This is a genomic window from Mycobacterium sp. 852014-50255_SCH5639931, assembly GCF_001665605.1.
Classification (GTDB): Bacteria; Actinomycetota; Actinomycetes; order Mycobacteriales; family Mycobacteriaceae; genus Mycobacterium; species Mycobacterium paraffinicum.
The window spans coordinates 195,604-217,063 of record NZ_LZSV01000011.1; the positions used below are offsets into that span (position 1 = coordinate 195,604).

The window sequence follows — 21,460 nt, forward strand, 5'->3', positions numbered from 1 at the left end:
GCCAGCCGCACACCCCGCGGCAGCGACTATTAGTCGCTACTTTGCCAACGGCAGGGCGCAAAGCGACAGCGTCCCCGACAACGACCCGATATTGCGATACAACCCTTTATCCGCGGCCGCGAACTGGCGAGCGCGGTTGACACTGTGATCGGCGCCATTATCTACTAGTCACTACGGCGGCGAGGAGTTCGGCATGAACAAGGACGATCTGATCCTGATCAGCGTGGACGATCACATCGCCGAGCCCGCGGACATGTTCGACGCGCACGTCCCCGCGAAATACAAGGACCGTGCCCCCCGGGTGGTCATCGAACCCGACGGCATCCAGCAGTGGTATTACGGCGAGGTCCGCGGGCGAAACATGGGCCTCAACGCCGTGGCGGGAAAGCCGCGGGAGATGTACAACATCGACGCCTCCCGCTACGACGAGATGCGGCCCGGGTGCTTCAACGTCGACGAGCGGATCCGCGACATGAACGCCGGCGGTCAGCTGGCCGGCCTGAACTTCCCCAACTTCACCGGGTTCTCCGGGCAGGTCCTCAACCAGGGTCCCGACCGCGAGGTCAACCTGGTGATGATCAAGGCCTACAACGACTGGCACGTCGACGAGTGGTGCGCGGCCTACCCGGGCCGCTTCATTCCCTGCGGCATCCTGCCGCTGTTCGACGTGGCCGAGGCGGCCAAGGAAGTCGACCGGCTCGCTAAGAAGGGCTGCCACGCGGTGACGTTCTCGGAGAATCCAGAGGCGTTGCAAATGCCCAGTATTCACACCAAATACTGGTATCCGCTATTCGAGGCGGTCTGTGAGAACAAGACGGTGCTGTGCACGCACGTCGGCTCCGCATCGCGCTCTCCGCAGGTGTCGACGGATGCCCCGCCCAGTGTGCAGATGACGGCGTCGTCCATGATGAGCATGTTCACCTTCACCGAGCTGATCTGGGCCGAGTTCTGGGCCGACTTCCCGCAGCTGAAGTTCTCCCTCACCGAGGGTGACGTCGGCTGGATACCGTACTTCCTGTGGCGGGCCGAGCACGTCTACAACCGCCACTCGGGGTGGACGCTGGCCAAGTTCCCGCCCGGTTACAGCGGACCGGCCGACGTGTTCAAGCGGCACTTCTACACGTGCTTCATCAGCGACAAGGTCGGCGTGCGCAACATGGACTGGTTCAACGAGGACATGCTGTGCTGGGAGTCGGACTTTCCCCACTCCGACAGCAACTGGCCGTTCGCGCCGGAGGACGTCATCGCGACCATGGGGCATCTCGACGACTCGGTGATCGACAAGATCACCCACGAAAACGCCATGGCCGCCTACTCATTCGATCCGTTCCGGCACGTCCCCAAGGAACACGCCCGCGCCGGGTATCTGCGCGCCCAGGCGACCGACGTCGACGTCGTGACGCATGTGGGGCGCCAGGCGAGCCAGCGTGACCGCGACGCGTGGACCCGGATGACCCAGTTCGCGCTGCAGGCGCAGGTGACGGCGGAAGCTTCTGATATTTCCCGGCGATCCGCCGGGTTCCGGGCCACCACCCTGGGCAACTGAACGTGTCACCCCGAGCGCCGTTCGCGGGCTGGCGCGTGCTGGAGTTGTCCAACGGAATCGCGGTGTCCTACTGCGGCAAGATGTTCGCCGACGCCGGCGCCGAGGTGGTGAAAATCGAATCGCCGGAAGGCGATTCCCTACGCGCGCGGTCGGCCGGCGGGCCACCCGGCGCGCTGTTCGGCTATCTGGCCGCGGGCAAGAAGTCGGTGACCAAAAGCCGGCAGGCGGAGATCTCCGCGCTGCTGGCCGGCGCCGACATCGTGCTCACCGACCTGACCGACGGGTGGGCCCTCGACGAGATCGGTTCGGTTACCGGCCCTTCGACCGTGGTGGTCGCCGTGACGCCGTTCGGCACGACGGGCCCCTACGTCGACGATCGATTGGTCGCCAACGAGTTCATCCTGCAGGCCCTGTGTGGCTCGACCGCCGGCCGCGGCTGGCCGGAGGACGAGCCGGTGCAGGCCGGCGGTCAACTCGGTGAGTGGTTGGCGGGCACCTTCGCGGCCGCGGTCGCCGCGGCGACCGCGCGGCATGCCGCGCGTAGTGGCCGCGGGGAGGTGATCGACGTGTCGACGTACGAGGCGATGGTGGTCGCGATGGGTGGCCTGTCCGCCATGTCGGCCAGCGTGCTGGGCGCGGATTCCCTGCTGGGACGGCGCAGTTTGGAACTGCCGTCGATCGTTCCCACGGCCGACGGCATGGTCGGGTTCTGCACCATCACCGCGCAGCAGTTCCAGGACTTCCTGGTGCTGATCGATCGCGCCGATCTCCTCGACGACGCCGAGCTGGCGTCGTTCGACGGCCGCGTCGCCCGCCGCGACGAGTTCGTCGGCATGGTCACGCAGTGGACCCAGTCCCGCACCACGCAGGAGATCGTCGACCTCGCGGTCGCTTTCCGAATCCCGGTCGCCCCCATCGCCACACCCGAGATGTTGCCCACCATCGACCATTTCGTGCAGCGCGGCGTGTTCGCCGAGTCCGATGCGGGCGTGTTGCGGCCCAGGGTGCCATATCGCAGCGACGCGATGGCGACCAGGCCGCCCGGGCGGGCGCCGCTGCTCGGTGCGAACGACGGCGGCGTTCACTGGCCGCCACGGCCTGCCCCGCCCCCGGGGGCCGACAACGACGCGCTCCCGCTGGCCGACACGCGGATCACCGATTTCACCGCCTTCTGGGCGGGGCCGGTCGCCACCCAACTGCTGGGCGCCCTGGGTGCCGACGTGATCAAAGTCGAGGGTGTCCGCCGGCCCGACGGGATGCGGTTCTCCGCCGGGCGCCCACCCAGCTGGGACCAATGGTGGGAGTGGGGTCCGGTCTTCCTGTGCAGCAACAGCAACAAGCGCGGCGTCAGCGTCGAGCTCAGCACCGACGCGGGACGGGCCGTCGCGCTGGAGCTCATCGCCGCAAGTGATCTCGTCGTCGAGAACTTCTCGCCCCGGGTGATGACGAACTTCGGTTTGGGCTGGGATGCCGTGCGCGCGGCCAACCCTCGCGCCGTGATGGTGCGGATGCCCGCATTCGGTCTCGACGGGCCGTGGCGCGACCGGGTGGGTTTCGCCCAGACGATGGAGCAGGCCACCGGCATGGCGTGGATGACCGGACACGCCGACGGCCCTCCGGTGATTCCCCGCGGTGTGTGCGACCCGATCGCGGGCCTGCACGCGGCCTTCGCCGCCGTGGCGGCACTGGTGGTGCGCGACCGCGACGGAACCGGGATGCACGTCGAATCGACGATGGTCGAGGCGGCGCTGAACGTGGCCGCCGAAATGCTGGTGGAGTACTCCTGTAACGGAATTGAGATGCGCCGCAACGGGAATCGAGGCCCCGGCGCCAGGCCCCAGGGGGTTTACCGCTGCCGGGGGGAGGACGACTGGGTGGCGCTGGCCGCGGTGGACGACGCCGCCCGCGCGTCCCTGGCCAGGCTGCTGGTGCAACCGGATCTTCGCGCCGGTGACTGGCTGGAGCACCCGGACGAAATCGACAAGCTGATCTCTGACTGGACGGCGGGCCGGTCGGTGGCCGAAGCGGTCGAGGCGCTGCGCGGCGCCGGAGTGGCCGCGGCGCGCGTCACGCCGGCCCCGGACCTCCTGCGCGACCCGCACCTGCATGCGCGCGGTTTTTGGGAAACCGTCGACCACCCGGTCGCCGGTTCTTTCCTGTGCACCGGAATGCCGTTCGCGTTCCTCGGTCGGCCGCGGCGCTGGATCCGCCGGGTGCCGCCCCTGTACGGCCAGCACACCGGCGAGGTCCTGACGGACCTGCTGGGGCGGAGCGCAGAAGAGTTGTCCGCGTTGCGGCAGTCGGGGGCCATCAGCGCGCGGCCGGCGGGCCTCTGACATGGCGGTCACCCTCTGCGTGCCGCCCCGACCCGGCGAACTGTGTGCACCGGTGCGGTTTTTGGTGCGCGAGGACTCGGTGGTGATGGAACTGACCGCCCGGCACCGCATCACCGGCGTCGAATGGGACGAACACGAGCGCGCGGTGGCGATGGTCGTCGAGATCACCGACCCGCAGACGGCGCGTCCGGTGGACGTGCGGATCGATGTGGTCGATGCCGGCGCGGCGCCCGCCGACGCGCGAACCACGACGATCGGGACCATCACCCGCGACGGGCGACCGTACGACGTCGTCGGCACCTACCTCGGCGTCGTGGCGGACGAAAACTAACGCGAAGGATCACGGAAGTGGCAGGCACAACACGCACCGCGGCGATTGTCGGCGTGCACAACACCCGGCAGGGCCGCCGCCTGGACGGCGAGACCTCACGCAGCCTGGCACTGGCGGCCATCCGTGGCGCACTCGACGACGCGTGCCTGCGCCTCGAAGACGTCGACGGGATCAGCGCGGGGCCACTGTCCACCGCGCTCATCTACGACCTCCGCCTCGGCCCGGCCTGGCAGGGCCTCGCCTTCGGCGTCGGCATGATCACCGAGGCTGTCACCGCCATCGAACACGGCATGGCGGACGTGGTGGTGCTGGTGGCCGCCCAGGCCGGCGAGTACCGCGACCACGAGGCCACGGCGCCCTGGACCCGGCCCGAGAACGAATTCGTCGCGCCGTGGGGCATGTTCACCACCGCCGAGTTCGCGCTCATCGCGCGCCGGCACATGCACACCTACGGCACGACGCGCGAACAACTCTCGATCGTGGCCGCGACCATCCGCAACAACGGATCGCGCAATCCCGAAGCCGTCTACTACCGACGCGGACCCTTCGCGCCCGACGACATCACCGCATCCCGGCCCATCGCCGACCCGTTTCACCTCCTCGACTGCGCCACCACCTCCGAAGGCGGATGTGCACTGGTCGTGGCCAACGTCGAAAAGACCGATCGCGCAAGCCAACCCATCTACGTGCTGGGCAGCGGCGCCGACTTCCACGGCCCGTCCTACCAGCACCCGCCGGCGTGGGACCTCACCGGGCGACGCGACCGACATGTAAACGGTGTGGTCGGCAGGCGTGCGGCCGAGCGCGCGTTCGACCACGCCGGGCTGCGGCCCGCCGATGTCGACGTGCTGGAACTCTACGATCCGTTCTCCTTCGAAATCATCCGCCAGCTCGAGGCTTTCGGGTTCTGCGGCGAGGGCGAGGGCGGACCGTTCGTCGCCGACGGCCACATCGCCATCGACGGCAGCCACCCCATCACGACCGATGGAGGAACCATGTCGTTCAGCCACGCGGGCTCCAATCCGCAGATGATGCAGCGGGCCGTCCGCGCCGTCCAGCAGCTACGCGGCCAGGCGGGCGAGCTTCAGGTTCCCGACGCGCACATCGCGTTGTGCAGCAACGGGGGAGCGGGGGCCTTGTTCACCACACTGCTGATTCTGGGAGACGAACCGCTGTGACTTCCGAAGCTTTGCGCCCGCAAACCGGCCCCGTGCCCCACGCGAGTAGCCACCTCAGCGTTCCGTTCTGGGAGGGCTGCCGGTCCGGCGAATTGCGGTATCAGCGCTGCGAGGCCTGCGGCCTGGCGAACTTCCCGCCGACCGAGCATTGCCGCCAATGCCTTTCGGCGCAGGTGCGTTGGGAGCGCAGCGCCGGACAGGGCGACATCTACAGCTGGACGGTGGTTCACCGTCCGGTGACTGCGGAATTCGAACCGCCCTACGCGCCTGCGATCGTCACGCTGGACGAGGGCTACCAGATGTTGACCAACGTCGTCGGGGTAGCCCCGGAGGATTTGCGGATCGGCATGCGCGTGCGGGTGCAGTTCCACGCCGTCGGGCCCGACGTCATGCTGCCGTACTTCACCGGCCAGAAGTAGGCCAGTCGTGAGCCCCCGGCGCACCAGCAACGGCCTCCCGGTAACCGCCTACCTCGTGCTGGGTGTGCTGGCCGCCAATGACGAGCAGCTCACCGCCGGCGAGATCAAAATGCGCGCCGAGTTGTCGGTGGGCCACTTCTACTGGTCTCCGTCGGTCAGTCACGTACGGCGCGAGCTGAACCGCTTGTTGGCTCGCGGCATGGTGAGCGAAATCGGCGCCCAATCCGGCAAGCGGGCGATCACGCTCTACGAGACCACCGATGCCGGGCTCGACGCACTACGCCGGTGGGTGCAGCACTTCCCGGGCGAGGACCAGGTCGTCATCAAGCACCCCGTCATCCTCAGAACCTGGCTCGCCCGTGGCGAGGACCCCGAACACATCGTCGACACGTTGGACCGGCACCTCGAGGCGACCCGGGCGCGGCTGGACGAGGCGTTGTGGTCGCGGCAGCGGTCGCGTGAACTCGGCATCAGCGACGACCCGGACCAGCGCTTCTCGTTGGCGGTGCTGGACTACGCGATCCGCGGCTTGTATGCGGAGATCTCCAACATCGCGCAGTTGCGTGACGAGATCGCCGCCGGCACAACGCGGGATCCGGTCAGGCGGGTGCGACGGTCGAAGGGCCAGATCCGCCGGCGGGTGTCGGGGAGTCAGAGGTAGGCGTCGCGACGGCATAGGCGGTCCCGCGTGGTTGGCGTTCCCACAGCACCTCCCCCGCCGCGATGTCCGTTCTTTCGGCGATCAGTTGACGCTTGAGCACTTTGTGGGTGGCGGTGCTGGGCAGGTCGGTGGCGATGCGGACGTAGCGCGGGCGGGCCTTGGGGGACAGGTCCGGCTGCGCGTCGAGGAACGCTTCAAAGGAATCGGCATCGAGGGTGTGCCCTTCGTTGAGTACGACCGCGGCCGTCACCTGGTCGCCGACGCGCTCGTCGGGAACGGCGTACACCGCGACTCGGTTGATTGAACTGTGCCGCAACAGGATCCGCTCGATCGGGGCGGCGGCGAGGTTCTCCCCGTCCACCCGCATCCAGTCGGCCGTGCGGCCGGCCAGGTATATCCAGCCGTCGGAGTCGCGGTAGGCGAGGTCGCCGGACCAGTACATGCCGTGGCGCATGCGTTCGGCGTTGGCGTCCGGGTCGTTGTAGTAGCCGGTGAAGAAACCCGAGCCGGCCGTGTTGACCAACTCGCCCACGGCGTCGTCGGCGTTGACCAGGGCGCCGTCGGCGTCGAAGCGGGCGACCGCACACTCGGTGACGGTGTCGCTGTTGTAGATCGCCACCCCGTCGATCCCCTTGCCGATCGAGCCCTTCGGCGTGCCGGGTTCGCGGATCACGATGACCGCGTTCTCGGTGGAGCCGAAGCCGTCCTCGACCTGCACGCCGAAGCGCCGCGCGAACTCCTCGATGTCCTTGTCGTTGGCCTCATTGCCGAACGCGACCCGCAGCGGGTTGTCGGCGTCGTCGTCGCGTTCTGGCGTGGCCAGAATGTAGGCGAGCGGCTTGCCCACGTAGTTCATATACGTTGCGCCGTAGTGGCGGACGTCGTCGAGGAAGCTGCTCGCCGAGAATTTCGCCGGCACGATCGCGGCGCCGGAGACCACCGCGGGCGCCCACCCCGCGACGACCGCGTTGGAGTGGAACAGCGGCATCGACACGTAGCAGGTGTCCTGCTCGCAGAGCGCGAAGCGCTGGACCAAGTTGACGCCGGCGAACGTCGCCATCAGGTGTGACACCTGCACCGCCTTGGGGTTTCCGCTCGTTCCCGACGTGAAGATCATCATGAACGGGTCCATCGCGGTCACTTGCCGGAGCGGCACGAGTTCGCCGGCTTCCTTGACAAATTCGGTCCACTGCGGCGTCGAGGTGTCGAGGATCTGCGTTCCCTCGAGGTCCAAGCCGTCGAGCAGCGGGCGGTGTTCGGCGTCGGTGATGAGGAACTGGCAATGGGCGCGCCGCACGTCGGCCGCGAGCGCCTCGCCGCGCCGGGTGGTGTTCAGGCCGCAGAGGACGTAGCCGCCGAGGCCGGCCGCCGCCATCTGGCTCAGCATCTCCGGGTTGTTTCCCAGCAGGGCGCCCACGTGCATCGGCCGGTCTCGGTCGGCGGCGGATATCAGGGCCGCCGCGCGCGCCGCCGAACCCGCCAGGTACTGACTCCAACTCCACTGCAGGGCACGGTGTTTGACCGCAACCCCCGGATCGGACAAGCGCCTCTGCAGCAGCGCCTGAATCGTTTCCTCAGTCATCGGTCTCAAGTCACCTTCACTATGCCTAGCCTTCTGCGAGACGAGACGGTCCGTCTTATGGTAGCGGCGGCCGAGCGCCGTCTCGTTATCCGCCCACCATCATCAGGCCGCCATCGACCGCCAGCAGCTGCCCGGTAATGAATCCCGAACCGGGCCCGGCCAGAAAGACCAGCATCGGGCCGAGATCCCGCGCGGGATCCCCCAGCGTCCCGCCCAAGGGAATCATCATCTGCATCTGCTGGTCGATGAACGCACTCGCGTCGGGGCCGAGGAACTCGCGCAGCCGGTCGGCGCCGGCCGTCTGCACCGCCGGCGCCAGCGCGTTGACGGTGACCTTGTCCGCCGCCCACGCTTTGGCGGCCGACCGCGTCCACGCCTGGACCGCACCCTTGGTGGCTGCGTAGACGGCCGAGATCGGGCTGCCCATCACGGCTTCCGACGAGCCGAAGTTGATAATCCTGCCCCCCCTTGGGGTCCTGGTCTTTCATGACGGCGTAGGCGGCCTGATTGGTGAGGATGGTCGCCTTGACGTTGGTGTCCAACAGGAACGAGATCTCGTCGACGCCGATGTAACCGGGAATCCCGGCCTGCCACAGCCCCGCGGCGTTCACCAACACGTCGAGTCCGCCCAGGCCCCCGGCGGCTTGTCGCACCATCGCCGAGACGGCGTCGGCGTCGCGCACGTCGCACTGCAGCCAGCTGGCCGTGACGCCGTCCGGCGGCGGGGTCTGGTGATAGGTGGCGGCGATCTCGGCGCCGGCCTCGCTGAGAGCTCCCACGGCGGCCGCACCGATGCCGGTCGCTCCGCCGGTGACCAGGATCCGCCGGCCCCGCAGCGGTGGCGTCGTATCTGACATGCGCAAGACGCTACCGCCGGCGGGGCGGGCGGTTACGTGCGCACCGCGATCGTCGACAACAGGTCGGCGAGCCGGTCCGGCTGGTCGATCATCGAGAAGGTCCTGGCGCCGCCGATGACCTCGAGGCGGGCGTTCGGGATGGTGGCGGCCAGGCGGGCCCCGTCCTCCTGCTCGAAGAACACGTCGTCGGCCGACCAGGCGATGAGGGTGGGCTTGTCGAACTCGGGCAGGCGGACGGCCACCCCCGTCGTCACCTCCGTGCGCATCGACAGCGTGAACTGGCGCAAGTCTTCGGCGATGCGGGGGTCCGATAGCCCCGGTCGCACCCACGCCTCGGTGAGGTCGTCGATGTTGCGGTGCGCCAACCCGTCGAACGCGCGCTTGCGCGCCGCCGGCACTCGCATGGCCTGGGAAACCGCCCGGAACGTCGTCTTCGACTTGGCCGCCAGGATCACCGGCTTGAGGATCGGCGGCGGAAAGTGTTCGAACGCATCGCAACTCGTGAGCACCAGGGCGCCGAGCCGCTCGGGGTGGTGCACGGCCACGAGTTGGGTGACGACCCCGCCCGTGTCGTTGCCCACCAGCACCACGTCCTCGAGGCCGAGCGCGGTCAGCACCTCGGCGACCATCCCCGCGACTCCGGTGATGGTCCGGTCGGCGCCGCGGCGCAACGGCTCCGGATGCGCGCCCAGCGGCCACGTCGGGGCGATGCACCGCAGCCCGCGGTCGGCCAGGCGTTCGCTGACCTGGCGCCACAGCTGGCCGCCCATCATGTACCCGTGCACGAAAACGACCGGCCGGCCGCTTTCGGGTCCGATTGCTTCGTAATGGATGGTTCCGGCACTAATGTCGATCGTCGACATAGAGAACTCCTACCTCGGGATACATTTACAAACAGGCTGTCTGTTCGTAAGTTACCAACAGGTTGTATGGAAAGCAAGAGACGGACTCAGGAAGAGCGCTCCGCGGCGACCCGCGACGCGCTGATCGCCGCCGCCCGCAAGCTGTGGGGGCTACGGGGTTACGCGGAGGTCGGAACGCCGGAGATCGCGGCCGTCGCGGGGGTTACGCGCGGCGCGATGTACCACCAATTCGCCGACAAGGCGGCGCTTTTCCGCGAGGTCGTCGAGGCGGTTGAGCGGGACGTGATGGCGCGGATGGGCACCCTGGTGGCCGAGTCGGGTGCGACGACACCGGCGGACGCGATCCGTGCGGCGGTCGACGCGTGGCTGGAGGTTTCCGGGGATCCGGAGGTGCGTCAGCTGATGTTGCTGGACGCCCCGAGTGTGCTGGGCTGGGCCGGTTTTCGCGACGTCGCGCAGCGGTACAGCCTGGGCATGACCGAACAGTTGATCACCGAGGCGATCCGGGCCGGCCAATTGGCCAAGCAACCGGTGCGGCCGTTGGCGCACGTGCTGATCGGTGCGCTCGACGAGGCGGCCATGCTCATCGCGACCGCCGAGGATCCGAAACGCACGCGCCGCGAGACGCGGCAAGTGCTGCACCGGCTGATCGACGGCATGCTTGCGGGGTCATGAAGCGCTGAACCGATGGGGCCACCAGCTCCGCTCCCGTAAGAGCGTCGCGATAGCGGGAACGGTGAGCGTGCGAACGACGAACGTGTCCAGCAGCAGCCCGCAGCCGATCACGAATCCGGCCTGGACCATCATGTCGAGCGACCCGATCATGAGGCCAAACATGCTGGCGGCGAAGATCAGGCCCGCCGAGGTGATCACGGAGCCGGTACTGGTGACGGTGCGGAGCACGCCGACACGCATGTTGCCGGCGGACTCCTCGCGTAAGCGGGAGATCACCAGCATGTTGTAGTCGGCGCCGACCGCGATCAACAGGATGAAGGCCAGGAGCGGGACGGGCCAGGCGATGGCGTGGCCGAAACCGTACTGGAACAACAGCACTCCCAGGCCCAAAGCGGCGAAATAGTTCAGTACGACGGTGCCCAGCAGGTAGAGCGGGGCGACCACAGAACGCAGCAGCAGGATCAGGATGACGCCGACGACCAGCAGGGTGGCGGTGGCCAGCCGGGTGAAGTCCGCGGACAGCATGTGTTGGAGGTCGGAATTGACGGCGGTGAAGCCGGCCATGGAGATGGAGGTGCCTTCCAGCGAGGTATTGGGTCGGGCGGCGTTCGCCACGTCGGTGATCTTGCGGTCCAGGGCCATCGCGTCAGCGGAGTAAGGGTCGTATGAGGATGTGACGGCGAATCGGGCGGTGCGCCCGTCAGAAGAAATGAAATGCCGTGCCAGGTCGCTGAATTGGCGATTCTCAAATGTCGTCGGAGGTAGGTAGAACCCAGAGGCGGCGTCCGATCCGGAGGTGGCGCGAGCGGCGTTCTGCAGCTGGGCGGCAACCTGGCTCATGCCCCCGAGTAGCCGAATGTTGCTGTCGGCGAGGGTATGTACCCCGCCGGCCAGTGCCTGGGCGCCCGACGCGAGCCGGCTGACGCCGCCTTGCAGGCGGTGGATGTTGCCGATCAGGTCTGCGGGGTCGCCGGTCCCGCCGACCGTCCGCTGCATGGTGGTGGCGGCGTTTTGGATATCGGTGAGTGTGCCGGCAAGGGTGGCGGTTTGGCTGAACTGATCGCTGAGCCCGGCAACCTGGTCGAAGAATCCACCGTTGCGCAGTGTGACGAGCACTCGGGTTTCGTCGCGCAGTTGCGCGCACTGCGGCGTGGTGGCGCACCAGGGTGAGGCATTGAGGCCTTCGACGAGTGGTTCGATTGCCGCAATGGCGGCGGCGGCTTGTTGGGCCAGGGGCCGCAATCCCGCGCCGGTGTGCACGGCTTGATCCACGGCCGGTGCCGTGGCGTTGAGTTGTTGCAGCAGGGGCCGCGCGCCCTGCAGCTGTTGACCTCTGCTTCCGGTTTGGTTCAAGAGATCGGTCAGCGGTGTGAGCGCACGCCGCAGCGTGGTGTCGAGTTGGCCCAAGCCGGTCGCGAGTTGGTCGGCACCGTTGGTGAGCTTGGCAAGGTCGTCCCTATGGGCTTCGCCATCGGCGACGGCACCGGCCATCTTGTCGCCGATTTGCCCGTTCTGCCATGACAATTGCGCTTGATCGAGCCGGTTCCCGGTCGGGCGGGTGACACCCGAGACCCGGGTGACCCCGGGTAGCTGGGCCACCCGCGAGGCCAGCGCGTCGAGGTCGGCGAGGCCTTTGGCGGTCCGCATGTCGGTGCGGGATTGCACAAGCAGAAATTCGTTGATGACGGTGTCTTTGGGGAAGTGCCGATCTAACAGCTGGTAGCCCTGATTGCTGGCGGTGCTCGCGGGTTGCCCCTTGCGGTCGTCGTAGCTGATCGTCATGGTGGCCACGACGCCGGCCAGGGCCAGCAAGACCACCAGGCTCGCGGCCAGCACCCGCGTTGGTCGTCGTACCACCATGACGGCGATCCGGTTCCAGTACTGGCGCGATAAGTCGGCGCGCGGCTCGGCGATGCCGCGTTTTGCCGCCAGCGCCAATAGCGGCGGGAGCAGCGTGACGGTGGCCAGGAATCCGATCAGCACGGCAATGGCACATGCGGGACCAACACCTTGAAAGACGCTCAGGCGAGCGAACACCATGGAAGCCAGCGCCAAGGCAACCGTCGCCGCTGAAGCCAAGATGACGCGCCCGATGCTGCCGCAGGCATGAATGATGGCCCGTTCGGGGGCGTTTCCATGCCGTCGCTGTTCGTGATAGCGGCTGATCAGAAAAACGCTGTAGTCGGTGCCGGCGCCCAACAGAACCGCGGTCATGAACGCGATGGTGAATTGCGATACCGGAACGCCCAATTCGCCGAGAGCCGACAGAACGCCTCGGCCGACGGCCACGCTCGCGCCGATCACCAATAGCGGCAACAGGGCGGTGGCCACCGACCGATATACCAGCAGCAGGATGAGCCCAATGAGGGCGGCGGTCGCGATCGAGATGACGAGCAGCTCATGCTCGCCGGAGCCGATCTGATCACGGAATGTCGCCGCCGGGCCGGTGACGTAGGCGATGGTCGATGACCCGGTGACGACGGAGGAGACGTGCGCGCGCACGGCGTCGACAGACTCGGCTGCCTTGGGGTCACCCAGTGTGCCGGCGATCCCGATGGGCAGGAACCACGCCTTTCCGTCTTCGCTTACCGCGCGGCTTCTGGTGGTCGGCTCGGCGAGTAGATCCTGCACCAGCAGAACGTGAGTTCTGTCGGCGCGCAGCGCGACCACGAGGGCGTCGTAGCGTTGCCGCGCGGGTGGGGTCAGCCCGGCGGGGTCTTCCATCGCGATGACGATCGAGGTCTTCGCGCCCCGCTCGTCGAACGCCGCCGCCATGCGATCAAGCGCTTGAAACGACGGCACGTCACCGGGCAAGAGCTGGACCGACTGCTGGCGCACGACCGTCTCCAGCTGTGGGAAGGCGATTGCGAGGATCGCCGCCACGCCGATCCATGTGCCGATCACCCATGCGCTGCGCCGGACGGCAAGTCCGCCCAACGCGGCAAGGCGCGCACTGTATTCACCGGTGCGCTCAAGCTGGGGTTCGGCCCGTCGCGTCGCGCCAACCAAACCCGTTCCCGAAAAGATCCCCCGTTGCACCGCTCCCCCTATGATTGGTTGGTGAAGCAGTTCACCAAACCATATTGGTGAGATCTTTCACCAAAGTGGGATGCGGGCGCAAGTCCGCGAGTCAGACGACAATGGAGTGAAGCCTGAATGGCAGTGCACCGTGGCCTAACCCCTGATCAGCGGCGTGAACAGCGCCGCGGGCAGCTCATCGACGCTGCTTTCGACACGATCGCCGAGCATGGGGTGAACAATCTCCGGGTGCGGGCCGTCAGCGCAAGCGCGGGGCTCAACGACCGCTACTTCTACGAGAGCTTCCGCGATTGCCACGAGTTGCTGATCGCGACTTTCGAAGACCAATTCAGCCGTGCGTTGACGGGGATCATGGCAACGGTCGCGGAGTCACCGCACGAACTCGAGGCCCGCGCCCGCGCCGTCATCGAGTTCGCGTTCGGCTTCATCGACGAGGATCCGCGGCGCCCGCGGCTGCTGATCGAGCTGCAAACGGCCGAAGCGCTCGCCGGGCGTCGGGACGAGGTGATCGACGTTCTCACCCAAGTCATGGTCGGGCAGGTACGGGCACTGCTCGGTGCGGCCGCCGGCACCGATGACAACGTGATGCTGACCGCGCTGACGGTGGTCGGCGGCCTTCTTGAGCTGGTCACCCAGTGGTACCGACGCCAAATCAAGGTCAGTCGACCTCAGCTCATCGAGTTCATGACGGCGCTGGTCGTGACAACGACGGACATCGCCGGCGCCCTCGAACGCCGACTCACCGCGGAGGATCGTTAGTCACCGCGAACGGCGGCGTGCGGGCGTGAGCGCCTAGCGGTGGTTCTGGGCGAAGAACTGCCAGATGGTGTCGGTGGCATCCAGCGCCGTCGAGGGCGGCGGGATACCCGCGAGCTTCTCGGCGAGGGGGCTGGGTTCACCGCCCGGCCATTGATGGCCTGCGCCGGCCACCGAGATCAACTCGACGGTGCGTCCGTCCGCGCAGCCGGCGATTTGCGTGGTCACGTCGCCGGTGGTGCTCGAGTTCGGCGCTCCGCACGCGTCAATCGCGCGCCAGGTGGCATTGACGGACTGCGCCGACGGCCCGTCGACGCGGGCAGTTCCGTTGAGCGCGAAGGCCTTTCCGGGACCGCCGTCGTAGGGCACCCGGTCATCGGCCATGCCGTGGATTTGCAGCACCGACGCGCGCCGTGCTTGGGAGCAGTCGGTCAGCAGCGTGCCCGCCACCGGGGCGATCGCGGCGAACACGTCCGACTGGCAGCCGAGCCGGAGCGCCATCATGGCCCCGTTCGACATGCCGGTGACATAGACGCGCGCCCGGTCGATGGGCAACGCTTGCTCGATGGCGCCGACCATGGTCGTGATGAAGCCGACGTCGTCGGCGCCGACGCGCTGCGGTTCGCCGCAGCACGTCCCGGCGTTCCACGCGCGGTTGATGCCGTCGGGGTAGGCGACCAGGAAATGCCCGGCGTCGGCCTCGGTGTCCCAGTGGTAGGCGCGCTCCGCCTGCTGACCCGTGCCGAAGCCCCCGTGCAGCATCACCACCAGAGGGGCCGCATCGGTGAGTCCCTGCGGCCGGTACAGGTGATAGGTGCGGCTCACGCCGCCCGACTCGACGCTCTGGGTGGACTGCCCGACCGGGATCGATTGCGAGCCGGGCGTTCCCAGCGCATGGCCGCCGCCCAGGCAGCCGCCGAGCACGACGGCCAGGACGGCGACGAGGCAGACGCTGACGGCCCGGGCGCGGCGCGATCGCATGACGCCATCGTGGCAGCCAATACGCATTTTGACAAGTTACTTGTCAATTGCGGTGAGGGTGGCACACTCTTCCCATGCGACGCCCTCTGCATCCGGACTGGCAACCCACCGTTCCCGCGCTGGTGAACCTGGTGGCCGCGTCCGGGGCGCCACGCTTGCGGGCGGCGTTTGCCGCGGCGGGACTCGACGGGATCCGCCCGGGGCAAGCGGTCGCGCTCGTACCGCTGGCGGCCGGTGGCCTGCACGCGTCGGATCTGGCCGATCGGCTCCAAGTGAGCCGGCAGGCGGTCGCCCAGGCGATCACCGGACTGGAGCGACATGGCTACGTCACCCGAGTCCCCAACCCGCTGGATGCGCGGGCCCGAATCATCGAGCTGACGCCACGCGGCCGACAAGCGTTGCGGGTAATGCGCTCTAGCGCAGTCGAATTGGAGCGGCAGTGGGAGCAGACCCTAGGCCGTCAGCGATTGGCTGCGCTACGTGAGACCTTGCAGATGTTGCTCGCGGCTCAGACCGAGGCGGCGGGGGAATAGCCGCCGCCGGAAATTCCCATGTCTTGATCGTCGCCGACGGCCTAGGCTCGACCCAAGACAGTGAACAGGAGTCGCCGTGCCCATCTTCATGGTCGAGCGCAACTTTGCCGAGGAACTGGAGCCCGGCCTCGAGGTTGCCGACGGTATCAATCGGATCAACGACCTCGAGGGCGTTCGCTGGATGTACTCGTTCCTGTCGGCCGACAAGCGGAAGACGTACTGCCTGTATGAGGCGCCGTCGCCGGAGGCCATCAGGTCCGCGGCGGCGCGCGCCGGCCTGCCCGCCGACTCCGTCGTCGAAGTGAAAGAGCGCCTGATGCCGGACGGGGCGCTGTCCGACATCTGAGGGCGCTAGCCGAGAAGCTCGTGGTCGGCCGCGTACATCGCCGCCTGCGTGCGGTTGGCGGCGCCGGTTTTGATCAGGATGTTGCGCACGTGGTTCGCGGCGGTGTTGGTGCTGATGAAGAGGCGCTCGCCGATCGCGCGATTGCTCAACCCCTCGGCGAGCAGCCGCAGCACCTCCACCTCCCGTTCGGTCAGGCCGTCCGGACCCACGGGACCCGCGGCCAGCACCGAATCCGCCAGGTCGACGACGCGGGCCTGCCCGATCGCAGCGGCGATGGCGCGCGCCTCGTCGGCCAGCCGCCGGGCGTCGTCGGTGCGACCACACGACGCGGCGAACAACGCGTGCCGGGCCAGCGTCTCGCTGACATGCACCACCGAGCCCATCCGGCGGTCCATCTCGATTGCGGCGGCGAAGTGCCGCTCGGCAGCGGCACCGTCCCCGCAAAGCGCCGCCATCCGGGCCAGATATCGGTCGGCGCTGCCGAACAACGCGACGAACTGGCCGGCCACCAAATTCTTTCCGGCATAACGCGAGACGAATGGGCGCAACGCGTGGACCGCTTCGCGCTGGGAAAGCCCTAACGCCGCCTCGACCATGAACACCAGCTCCATCGGCCACTGCGCATCCTCTAGGCGGTCGCCGAGGTTGCGGTTGAGCAGTTGATTGAGCGCACGGTTCATGCCGCGTTCGCACTGCAACTCGGTGTACAGGGCAAGCAGCCCGGGCACCCAGCGGCCGGCGAACGTTTCACTGCCGTCGATGAAGCCGCCGAACCTTATCAGGTCGCCGGTTTCGCGGCGGATCATGAACATCTGAACCCCGTTCGAGCCCTCGGTGTCGTCGGTGCCGAACAAATCGCCTGTGCGCAAAGCGATGTCGGCCCATCGTTCGGCGCCGGTGAAGTCGCCGCGCAGGTAGGCCAACGCTTGTTCGATGCACGCGCCGACAAAGCCGAAGGCGGGCTGACCGCAGCTTTGGGCCGCACGCCGCATGTCGGCGGTCGCGGCGGCCAGGCCGTCGGGCCGGCCGGCCAGGTAGCTGACCATGGCGTGGAAGTGTGACGCCGCACCCAACGACTCGTAGTCGCGGCGCGATAGCGCCATGTGCGATACCTCGGCGGCACGCTCCGCCTGGATTTCACTCATCTCCGGGGTGAGGCCCTGCCACAGGCTCGTCTTCAACGTGTGCAGCAGCACCGCCTCGTCGCCGACGGCCCGCGCGCGCTCGATCGCGTCGGCGCCGACCTCGCGGGCCCGCTCCGCCTCGCCGGCGAAGGCCAGCGCGCGCCCGAAACTGCCGAGCGCCTGCACATAGCGTGGGTCATCGGCTTGCAGCCCGCACGATTCCAGGGCCGACGCCAGCAGGTCGGCCGCCTTCGAAGTCGACTGGCCGGGGCGCCAATTCGCTTCCTCGTAGCCGACGGCAGCCTCCAGCCGCATCAGCGGGTCGTCCATCGCGCCGATGCGTTCGTAGATGGTCCGCGCCCGCACGAAGGAGCCGGCGCGCACGTGGTTGGCGGCCGCGTCGAGGTGCAGCCTGGCCCGCTCCGCGAGGCTGAGCTCGGGAAGCGAGGCGGCCCGCTCGAACCACTTGGCCGCGTCCTCATAGGCCAGGCTGTGCTCGGCCATCCGGGCCGCCCGGCGCGCATAGCGCAACGCCTGCTCGTGGTAGCCCAGCACGTGCGCCATCAGGAAGTGATTGGCCAGACGGGGAACGAGCGACGGGTCGCCACGTCCCTCGAGCGCCTCGGCGGCGCGCGCGTGCATGATCCGTAACCGCGATGCCGCCATCCCGCCGAGCACCGATTCCCGGGTCAGCGCGTGCACGAACGCGAACTCGTCGTCCGAGTCGTGCACCGCGCGGACCAGCCCGACCGCCTCGGCCGAATCGATCGCCGCCAACGTCGCGGCGACCTCCGCCTCGCAGGTCGAGATGAGCGCCGGCAGGTCGAACGTCTGGCCCAGCACCGCCGCCTGCTCGATGACCGCCCGTACGCCGGCCCCCAGCCCGGCGAGGCGGCGGGCGATGGCGTCTCCGATGGACCCGGGGACCGTATGCTGCGTGCCCAAAGTGGCTAGCCCACCTCGGATTTCGAGGTCATTGACCAATTCGGTGAGGAAGAACGGATTCCCGCCGGTCCGCTCGCGCAGCAGGGCGGCGGCTGTGCGCACCGACGCCGGGGCCAGCTGCTGGGTTCGTGCGACGAACTCGGCGATCGCCTCGGTGTCCAGGCCCGCCAGGTCCAGGCGCCGCACCCCGTCGAACCGGTGCAGCTCGGCCAGCCGGGTGGCCAGGTCGTCGGACCGGTCGGGCTCGGTCGTGCGGAACGTGACCACCACCAACATGCGCACATCGGCGCAGCCGATCAGCACGTGCTCGAGCAGCGCGAGCGTGGGGAGCTGCGCCCAGTGCAGGTCGTCGAGGATCAGCGCGATCGGGCGATCGACGGCCAAACGCCGCAGGAAGCCGGTCAGCGCGTCGAACAGGGCCTGCCGCGCCGACCCGACGTCCGGGGCCGGGCCGCCGTCGGGCAAATGTCGAACGACTTCCGACGAGAGCCGTCGCAGCTGCGGCCCCGCGTCGCTCAACGGCTCCCCCATCGAACCCGGCGGACCGGCGATCAGCAGCCGGTCGAGCGCTTCGGCGAAGGGCGCGTAGGGCAGGTCCTCGTCGGCGGTCGAACTGCCCACCAGCACCGCGACACCGTGGTCGAACAGCGTTCCGGCCACCTCCGCGGCCAGCCGCGTCTTACCGGCACCGGGCTCGCCGCCGATGAAAACCGCCTGGCGATTACCCCGCTCGACGCGCTCCCAGGCCTGCTCGAACACCGCCAGTTCCGCGTCGCGACCCACGAGGGGGCCCCGGCGGCGAGCGATCAGTTCGGCCGGGAGCGGGGGCGGCACCCACTGCGCCATGCAAACAAGGTAGCCGCGACGGTATTGGTCGGTCGATAGTCAGATGTGACTATCGTGGAATGCCTCGGAAATGCTCGGTTGTGGTCATGACGCGCGGTTCACCGACCTCGTAACGTCGGCGCATCAAGACCGGCGAGCAAACAAGGAGGTGTGGGCCATGAGCCTCACAACCGCAACCGATGAACTACGCGCCAGGCTCGGCTCGCAGGTGATCCTGCCCGACGACCCGCGGTACGAGGAGGCGCGGGCGGTCCACAACGGCATGATCGACAAGCGGCCGGCGGTGATCGCCCGCTGCGGCTCGCCCGCCGATGTCGCGACCGCCCTGGAGTTCGCGCGGGACCGCAACCTCGTTGTCGCCGTGCGCGGGGGCGGTCACAACGGCCCCGGCTTCGGCACCGTGGACGGCGGACTGGTCATCGACCTGTCGCCAATGAACCGGATCGACGTGGACGCCGACAGCCGCACCGCCCGGGTCGAAGGCGGGGCGACGTGGGCGCAAGTGGACGGCGCGACGCACGCATACGGGTTGGCGGCGCCGTCGGGCATCATCTCTTCCACCGGAGTCGGGGGCCTGACCGTGGGCGGCGGTCACGGCTACCTGTCCCGCAAGTACGGCCTGACCATCGACAATCTGGTCGAGGCCGAGCTGGTGCTGGCCGACGGCCGCGTGGTGCGGGCGTCCGAATCCGAGCATCCCGACCTGTTCTGGGCGCTGCGCGGCGGCGGCGGAAACTTCGGCGTCGTAGCGTCATTCACGTTCCGGCTGCATCCCGTGCACACCGTGATCTGCGGTCCCACGGCATGGCCGGCGTCGGCCACCGCCGACATCCTCTCGTGGTACCGGGACTTCATGCCTGCGCAGGACGAGGATCTCTACGGATTCTTCGCGGCCATGACCGTCCCGCCGGCGCCGCCGTTCCCCGAGGCGTTCCACCTGCAGAAGGCGTGCGCCGTGGTCTGGTGCTACACGGGCGATCCCGCCGGCGCCGAGGAAGCGTTCGCGCCGGTCCGGCAGATGGAACCGGCCTTCGACGGGCTGGGCGCCGAGCCTTTCCCGGCGCTGCAGTCCACCTTCGACGGCCTGTATCCCAAAGGGCTGCAATGGTATTGGCGCGGAGACTTCTTCCGCACGGTGCCCGACGGCGCGGTTGCGGCCCACGCCCGCTTCGCCCAGGAGCTGCCGACCATGCATTCCACGATGCACCTGTACCCCATCGACGGTGCGGTCCATCAGGTCGGCCAATCCGAGACGGCGTGGGCGTACCGGGACGTCAACTTCTCCCAAGTGATCGCGGGGGTGGACCCGGACCCGGCGAACGCGGAGTTGTTGAAACGCTGGGCGATTGACTACTGGGACGCCACCCATCCGTACTCGGCTGGTGGTGCCTACGTGAACTTCATGATGGACGAGGGGCAGGAGCGGGTCCGGGCGACCTATGGCCCGAACTACCAACGGCTCACCGAGGTCAAGGCGCAATACGATCCCGGCAACGTGTTCCGGATCAACCAGAACATCCGGCCCGCGGGGTGACCCGCATACTGGGCGTCGGGGGAGCTTACCGGGAGGGCAGCCTTTCGTGATCACTCGTGATGTCGAGGCCGTTGCGGTGGCCGACTTGGCGCTGTCGCCCCCGCGGGTGGCGGTGGCCGTCACCGTGGACGGGGAGATTCTGGTCCTGCCGGCAAGCGTGAACCTTGACGAGCCTGTCGATCCCGCTTGGTCGACCCGCATCGTCCAGGTGCCGGATGGCAGCCCAGACCTTGCCGACCGCAATGTCGTTGTGGTCGCCGACGACGGTCCACAGTGGTTCCGGTTGCGTTCGTTGACGATCCGCGGCACAGCCCAGGCCATGGGGGATCGCACGTACCGGGTCGCGCCCGAGCGGATCGTGGCCTGGGACTACGGTTCGCTTCGTGCGGTACCGGCACCGCCGGTGACGCCGGCTCGGCGACCGGCCTCTAACCCGCCCGCCGACGAGGACGACGTCCATCCGTTTCGGTCGCCGAACGTTGAAGCGGCCGTTCGCAGCTCGCGGGTGATGATCGTGGCCAGCCGTTCGCGGAGGGGAACGCCGTTCGCCGTGCCGCTGTGGTTCGTTACGGACGGCGGCCGCATCTATGCGACGACCTCGGCGTCGTCCTGGACGGTCCGGAACGTGGATGCCTCGCCGCGGGTCGCCCTACTGCTGGGCGGCGAGGCTGGCGCAAGCGCCGACCGACTCGTGGTGCGCGGACACGCCACAGCCGTCCGAGGCGTACCGCCGCCGGCGGTGCTCGCCCAAATCGCTTGGCGCTACTACCTGCAACCGCGGTTCGCAGTGGTCGAGCTCAGTCACCTGCGGCTGTGGGCGCTGCGGATGCGCTATTACCGCCAGTCGAGTCCGGCGTACCTGGTGATCACGCCGGAAGCGGCAACCGAATGCCGGTTCCCTTAGCCGC

The 21,460-nt window shown here is 68.3% G+C and carries 17 protein-coding genes and 1 pseudogene; 12 read left to right on the top strand and 6 right to left on the bottom strand.

The window, feature by feature from the left end:
• The first annotated feature begins 193 nt into the window (after positions 1 to 193).
• Genes A5758_RS06465 through A5758_RS06490 form a run of 6 tightly spaced genes read left to right on the top strand, consistent with a single transcriptional unit; the run spans position 194 to position 6,471 of the window.
• Entirely contained in the window at positions 194 to 1,546 is a 1,353-nt protein-coding gene (locus A5758_RS06465; RefSeq protein ID WP_067737916.1) for an amidohydrolase family protein, read from the top strand.
• A 2-nt stretch (positions 1,547 to 1,548) separates the two neighbouring features.
• A complete protein-coding gene (locus A5758_RS06470; RefSeq protein WP_067737919.1) occupies positions 1,549 to 3,882 on the top strand; it encodes a CoA transferase in 2,334 nt (777 codons plus the stop codon).
• A gap of 1 nt (position 3,883) precedes the next feature.
• Entirely contained in the window at positions 3,884 to 4,213 is a 330-nt protein-coding gene (locus A5758_RS06475; RefSeq protein ID WP_067209927.1) for a hypothetical protein, read from the top strand.
• A gap of 17 nt (positions 4,214 to 4,230) precedes the next feature.
• A complete protein-coding gene (locus A5758_RS06480) occupies positions 4,231 to 5,391 on the top strand; it encodes a thiolase family protein (RefSeq protein WP_067737921.1) in 1,161 nt (386 codons plus the stop codon).
• Positions 5,388 to 5,810, top strand: a complete 423-nt coding sequence (locus tag A5758_RS06485; protein ID WP_067737923.1) for a Zn-ribbon domain-containing OB-fold protein — start codon at positions 5,388 to 5,390, stop codon at positions 5,808 to 5,810. The genes A5758_RS06480 and A5758_RS06485 overlap by 4 nt, the downstream gene beginning before the upstream one ends.
• A gap of 7 nt (positions 5,811 to 5,817) precedes the next feature.
• Complete coding sequence (locus A5758_RS06490; RefSeq protein ID WP_067209939.1) at positions 5,818 to 6,471, top strand: PadR family transcriptional regulator; 654 nt, start codon at positions 5,818 to 5,820, stop codon at positions 6,469 to 6,471.
• Here A5758_RS06490 and fadD1 read toward each other — a convergent pair.
• The 3 genes and pseudogenes from fadD1 to A5758_RS06505 form a co-directional block, all read right to left on the bottom strand.
• Positions 6,410 to 8,053: a fatty-acid--CoA ligase FadD1 gene (fadD1, locus tag A5758_RS06495; RefSeq protein ID WP_067737925.1), complete on the bottom strand. Its 1,644-nt coding sequence runs from the start codon at positions 8,051 to 8,053 to the stop codon at positions 6,410 to 6,412. The genes A5758_RS06490 and fadD1 overlap by 62 nt on opposite strands.
• An 85-nt stretch (positions 8,054 to 8,138) precedes the next feature.
• Positions 8,139 to 8,910, bottom strand: a pseudogene (locus A5758_RS06500) (SDR family NAD(P)-dependent oxidoreductase).
• Positions 8,911 to 8,942: 32 nt separating this feature from the next.
• Complete coding sequence (locus tag A5758_RS06505) at positions 8,943 to 9,773, bottom strand: alpha/beta fold hydrolase (protein ID WP_067737928.1); 831 nt, start codon at positions 9,771 to 9,773, stop codon at positions 8,943 to 8,945.
• A 66-nt stretch (positions 9,774 to 9,839) separates the two neighbouring features.
• On the opposite strand from A5758_RS06505, the gene A5758_RS06510 reads away from it, so the two are divergent.
• Positions 9,840 to 10,448, top strand: a complete 609-nt coding sequence (locus A5758_RS06510) for a TetR/AcrR family transcriptional regulator (protein WP_067209955.1) — start codon at positions 9,840 to 9,842, stop codon at positions 10,446 to 10,448.
• Here the strand turns inward: A5758_RS06510 and A5758_RS06515 are convergent.
• Positions 10,443 to 13,457, bottom strand: coding sequence for an RND family transporter (locus A5758_RS06515; RefSeq protein ID WP_156622524.1), 3,015 nt, complete (start codon positions 13,455 to 13,457; stop codon positions 10,443 to 10,445). The genes A5758_RS06510 and A5758_RS06515 overlap by 6 nt on opposite strands.
• Before the next feature lie 147 nt (positions 13,458 to 13,604).
• On the opposite strand from A5758_RS06515, the gene A5758_RS06520 reads away from it, so the two are divergent.
• Entirely contained in the window at positions 13,605 to 14,246 is a 642-nt protein-coding gene (locus A5758_RS06520) for a TetR/AcrR family transcriptional regulator (protein WP_067737931.1), read from the top strand.
• Between the two features lie 33 nt (positions 14,247 to 14,279).
• On the opposite strand, the gene A5758_RS06525 is transcribed toward A5758_RS06520, so the two are convergent.
• Positions 14,280 to 15,224 carry a PHB depolymerase family esterase gene (locus A5758_RS06525; RefSeq protein WP_197503789.1) on the bottom strand — a complete coding sequence of 315 codons (945 nt, stop codon included), beginning with the start codon at positions 15,222 to 15,224 and terminating at the stop codon, positions 14,280 to 14,282.
• Positions 15,225 to 15,298: 74 nt separating this feature from the next.
• On the opposite strand from A5758_RS06525, the gene A5758_RS06530 reads away from it, so the two are divergent.
• Both A5758_RS06530 and A5758_RS06535 read left to right on the top strand, forming a co-directional pair.
• Positions 15,299 to 15,757, top strand: coding sequence for a MarR family winged helix-turn-helix transcriptional regulator (locus A5758_RS06530; RefSeq protein ID WP_067737938.1), 459 nt, complete (start codon positions 15,299 to 15,301; stop codon positions 15,755 to 15,757).
• A gap of 76 nt (positions 15,758 to 15,833) precedes the next feature.
• Positions 15,834 to 16,103, top strand: a complete 270-nt coding sequence (locus A5758_RS06535) for a DUF4242 domain-containing protein (protein WP_067209967.1) — start codon at positions 15,834 to 15,836, stop codon at positions 16,101 to 16,103.
• Positions 16,104 to 16,108: 5 nt separating this feature from the next.
• Here the strand turns inward: A5758_RS06535 and A5758_RS26410 are convergent, their stop codons facing one another.
• Positions 16,109 to 19,018: a helix-turn-helix transcriptional regulator gene (locus tag A5758_RS26410; protein ID WP_067737941.1), complete on the bottom strand. Its 2,910-nt coding sequence runs from the start codon at positions 19,016 to 19,018 to the stop codon at positions 16,109 to 16,111.
• Positions 19,019 to 19,175: 157 nt separating this feature from the next.
• Between A5758_RS26410 and A5758_RS06545 the strand changes: the two genes are divergently transcribed.
• Together A5758_RS06545 and A5758_RS25025 are read left to right on the top strand one after the other, a co-directional pair.
• Positions 19,176 to 20,552 carry an FAD-binding oxidoreductase gene (locus A5758_RS06545; protein WP_067738351.1) on the top strand — a complete coding sequence of 459 codons (1,377 nt, stop codon included), beginning with the start codon at positions 19,176 to 19,178 and terminating at the stop codon, positions 20,550 to 20,552.
• Positions 20,553 to 20,598: 46 nt separating this feature from the next.
• Positions 20,599 to 21,456 (top strand): pyridoxamine 5'-phosphate oxidase family protein, encoded by an 858-nt coding sequence (locus A5758_RS25025; protein WP_197503790.1) that lies wholly within the window; start codon positions 20,599 to 20,601, stop codon positions 21,454 to 21,456.
• The last annotated feature ends 4 nt before the right edge of the window (positions 21,457 to 21,460 follow it).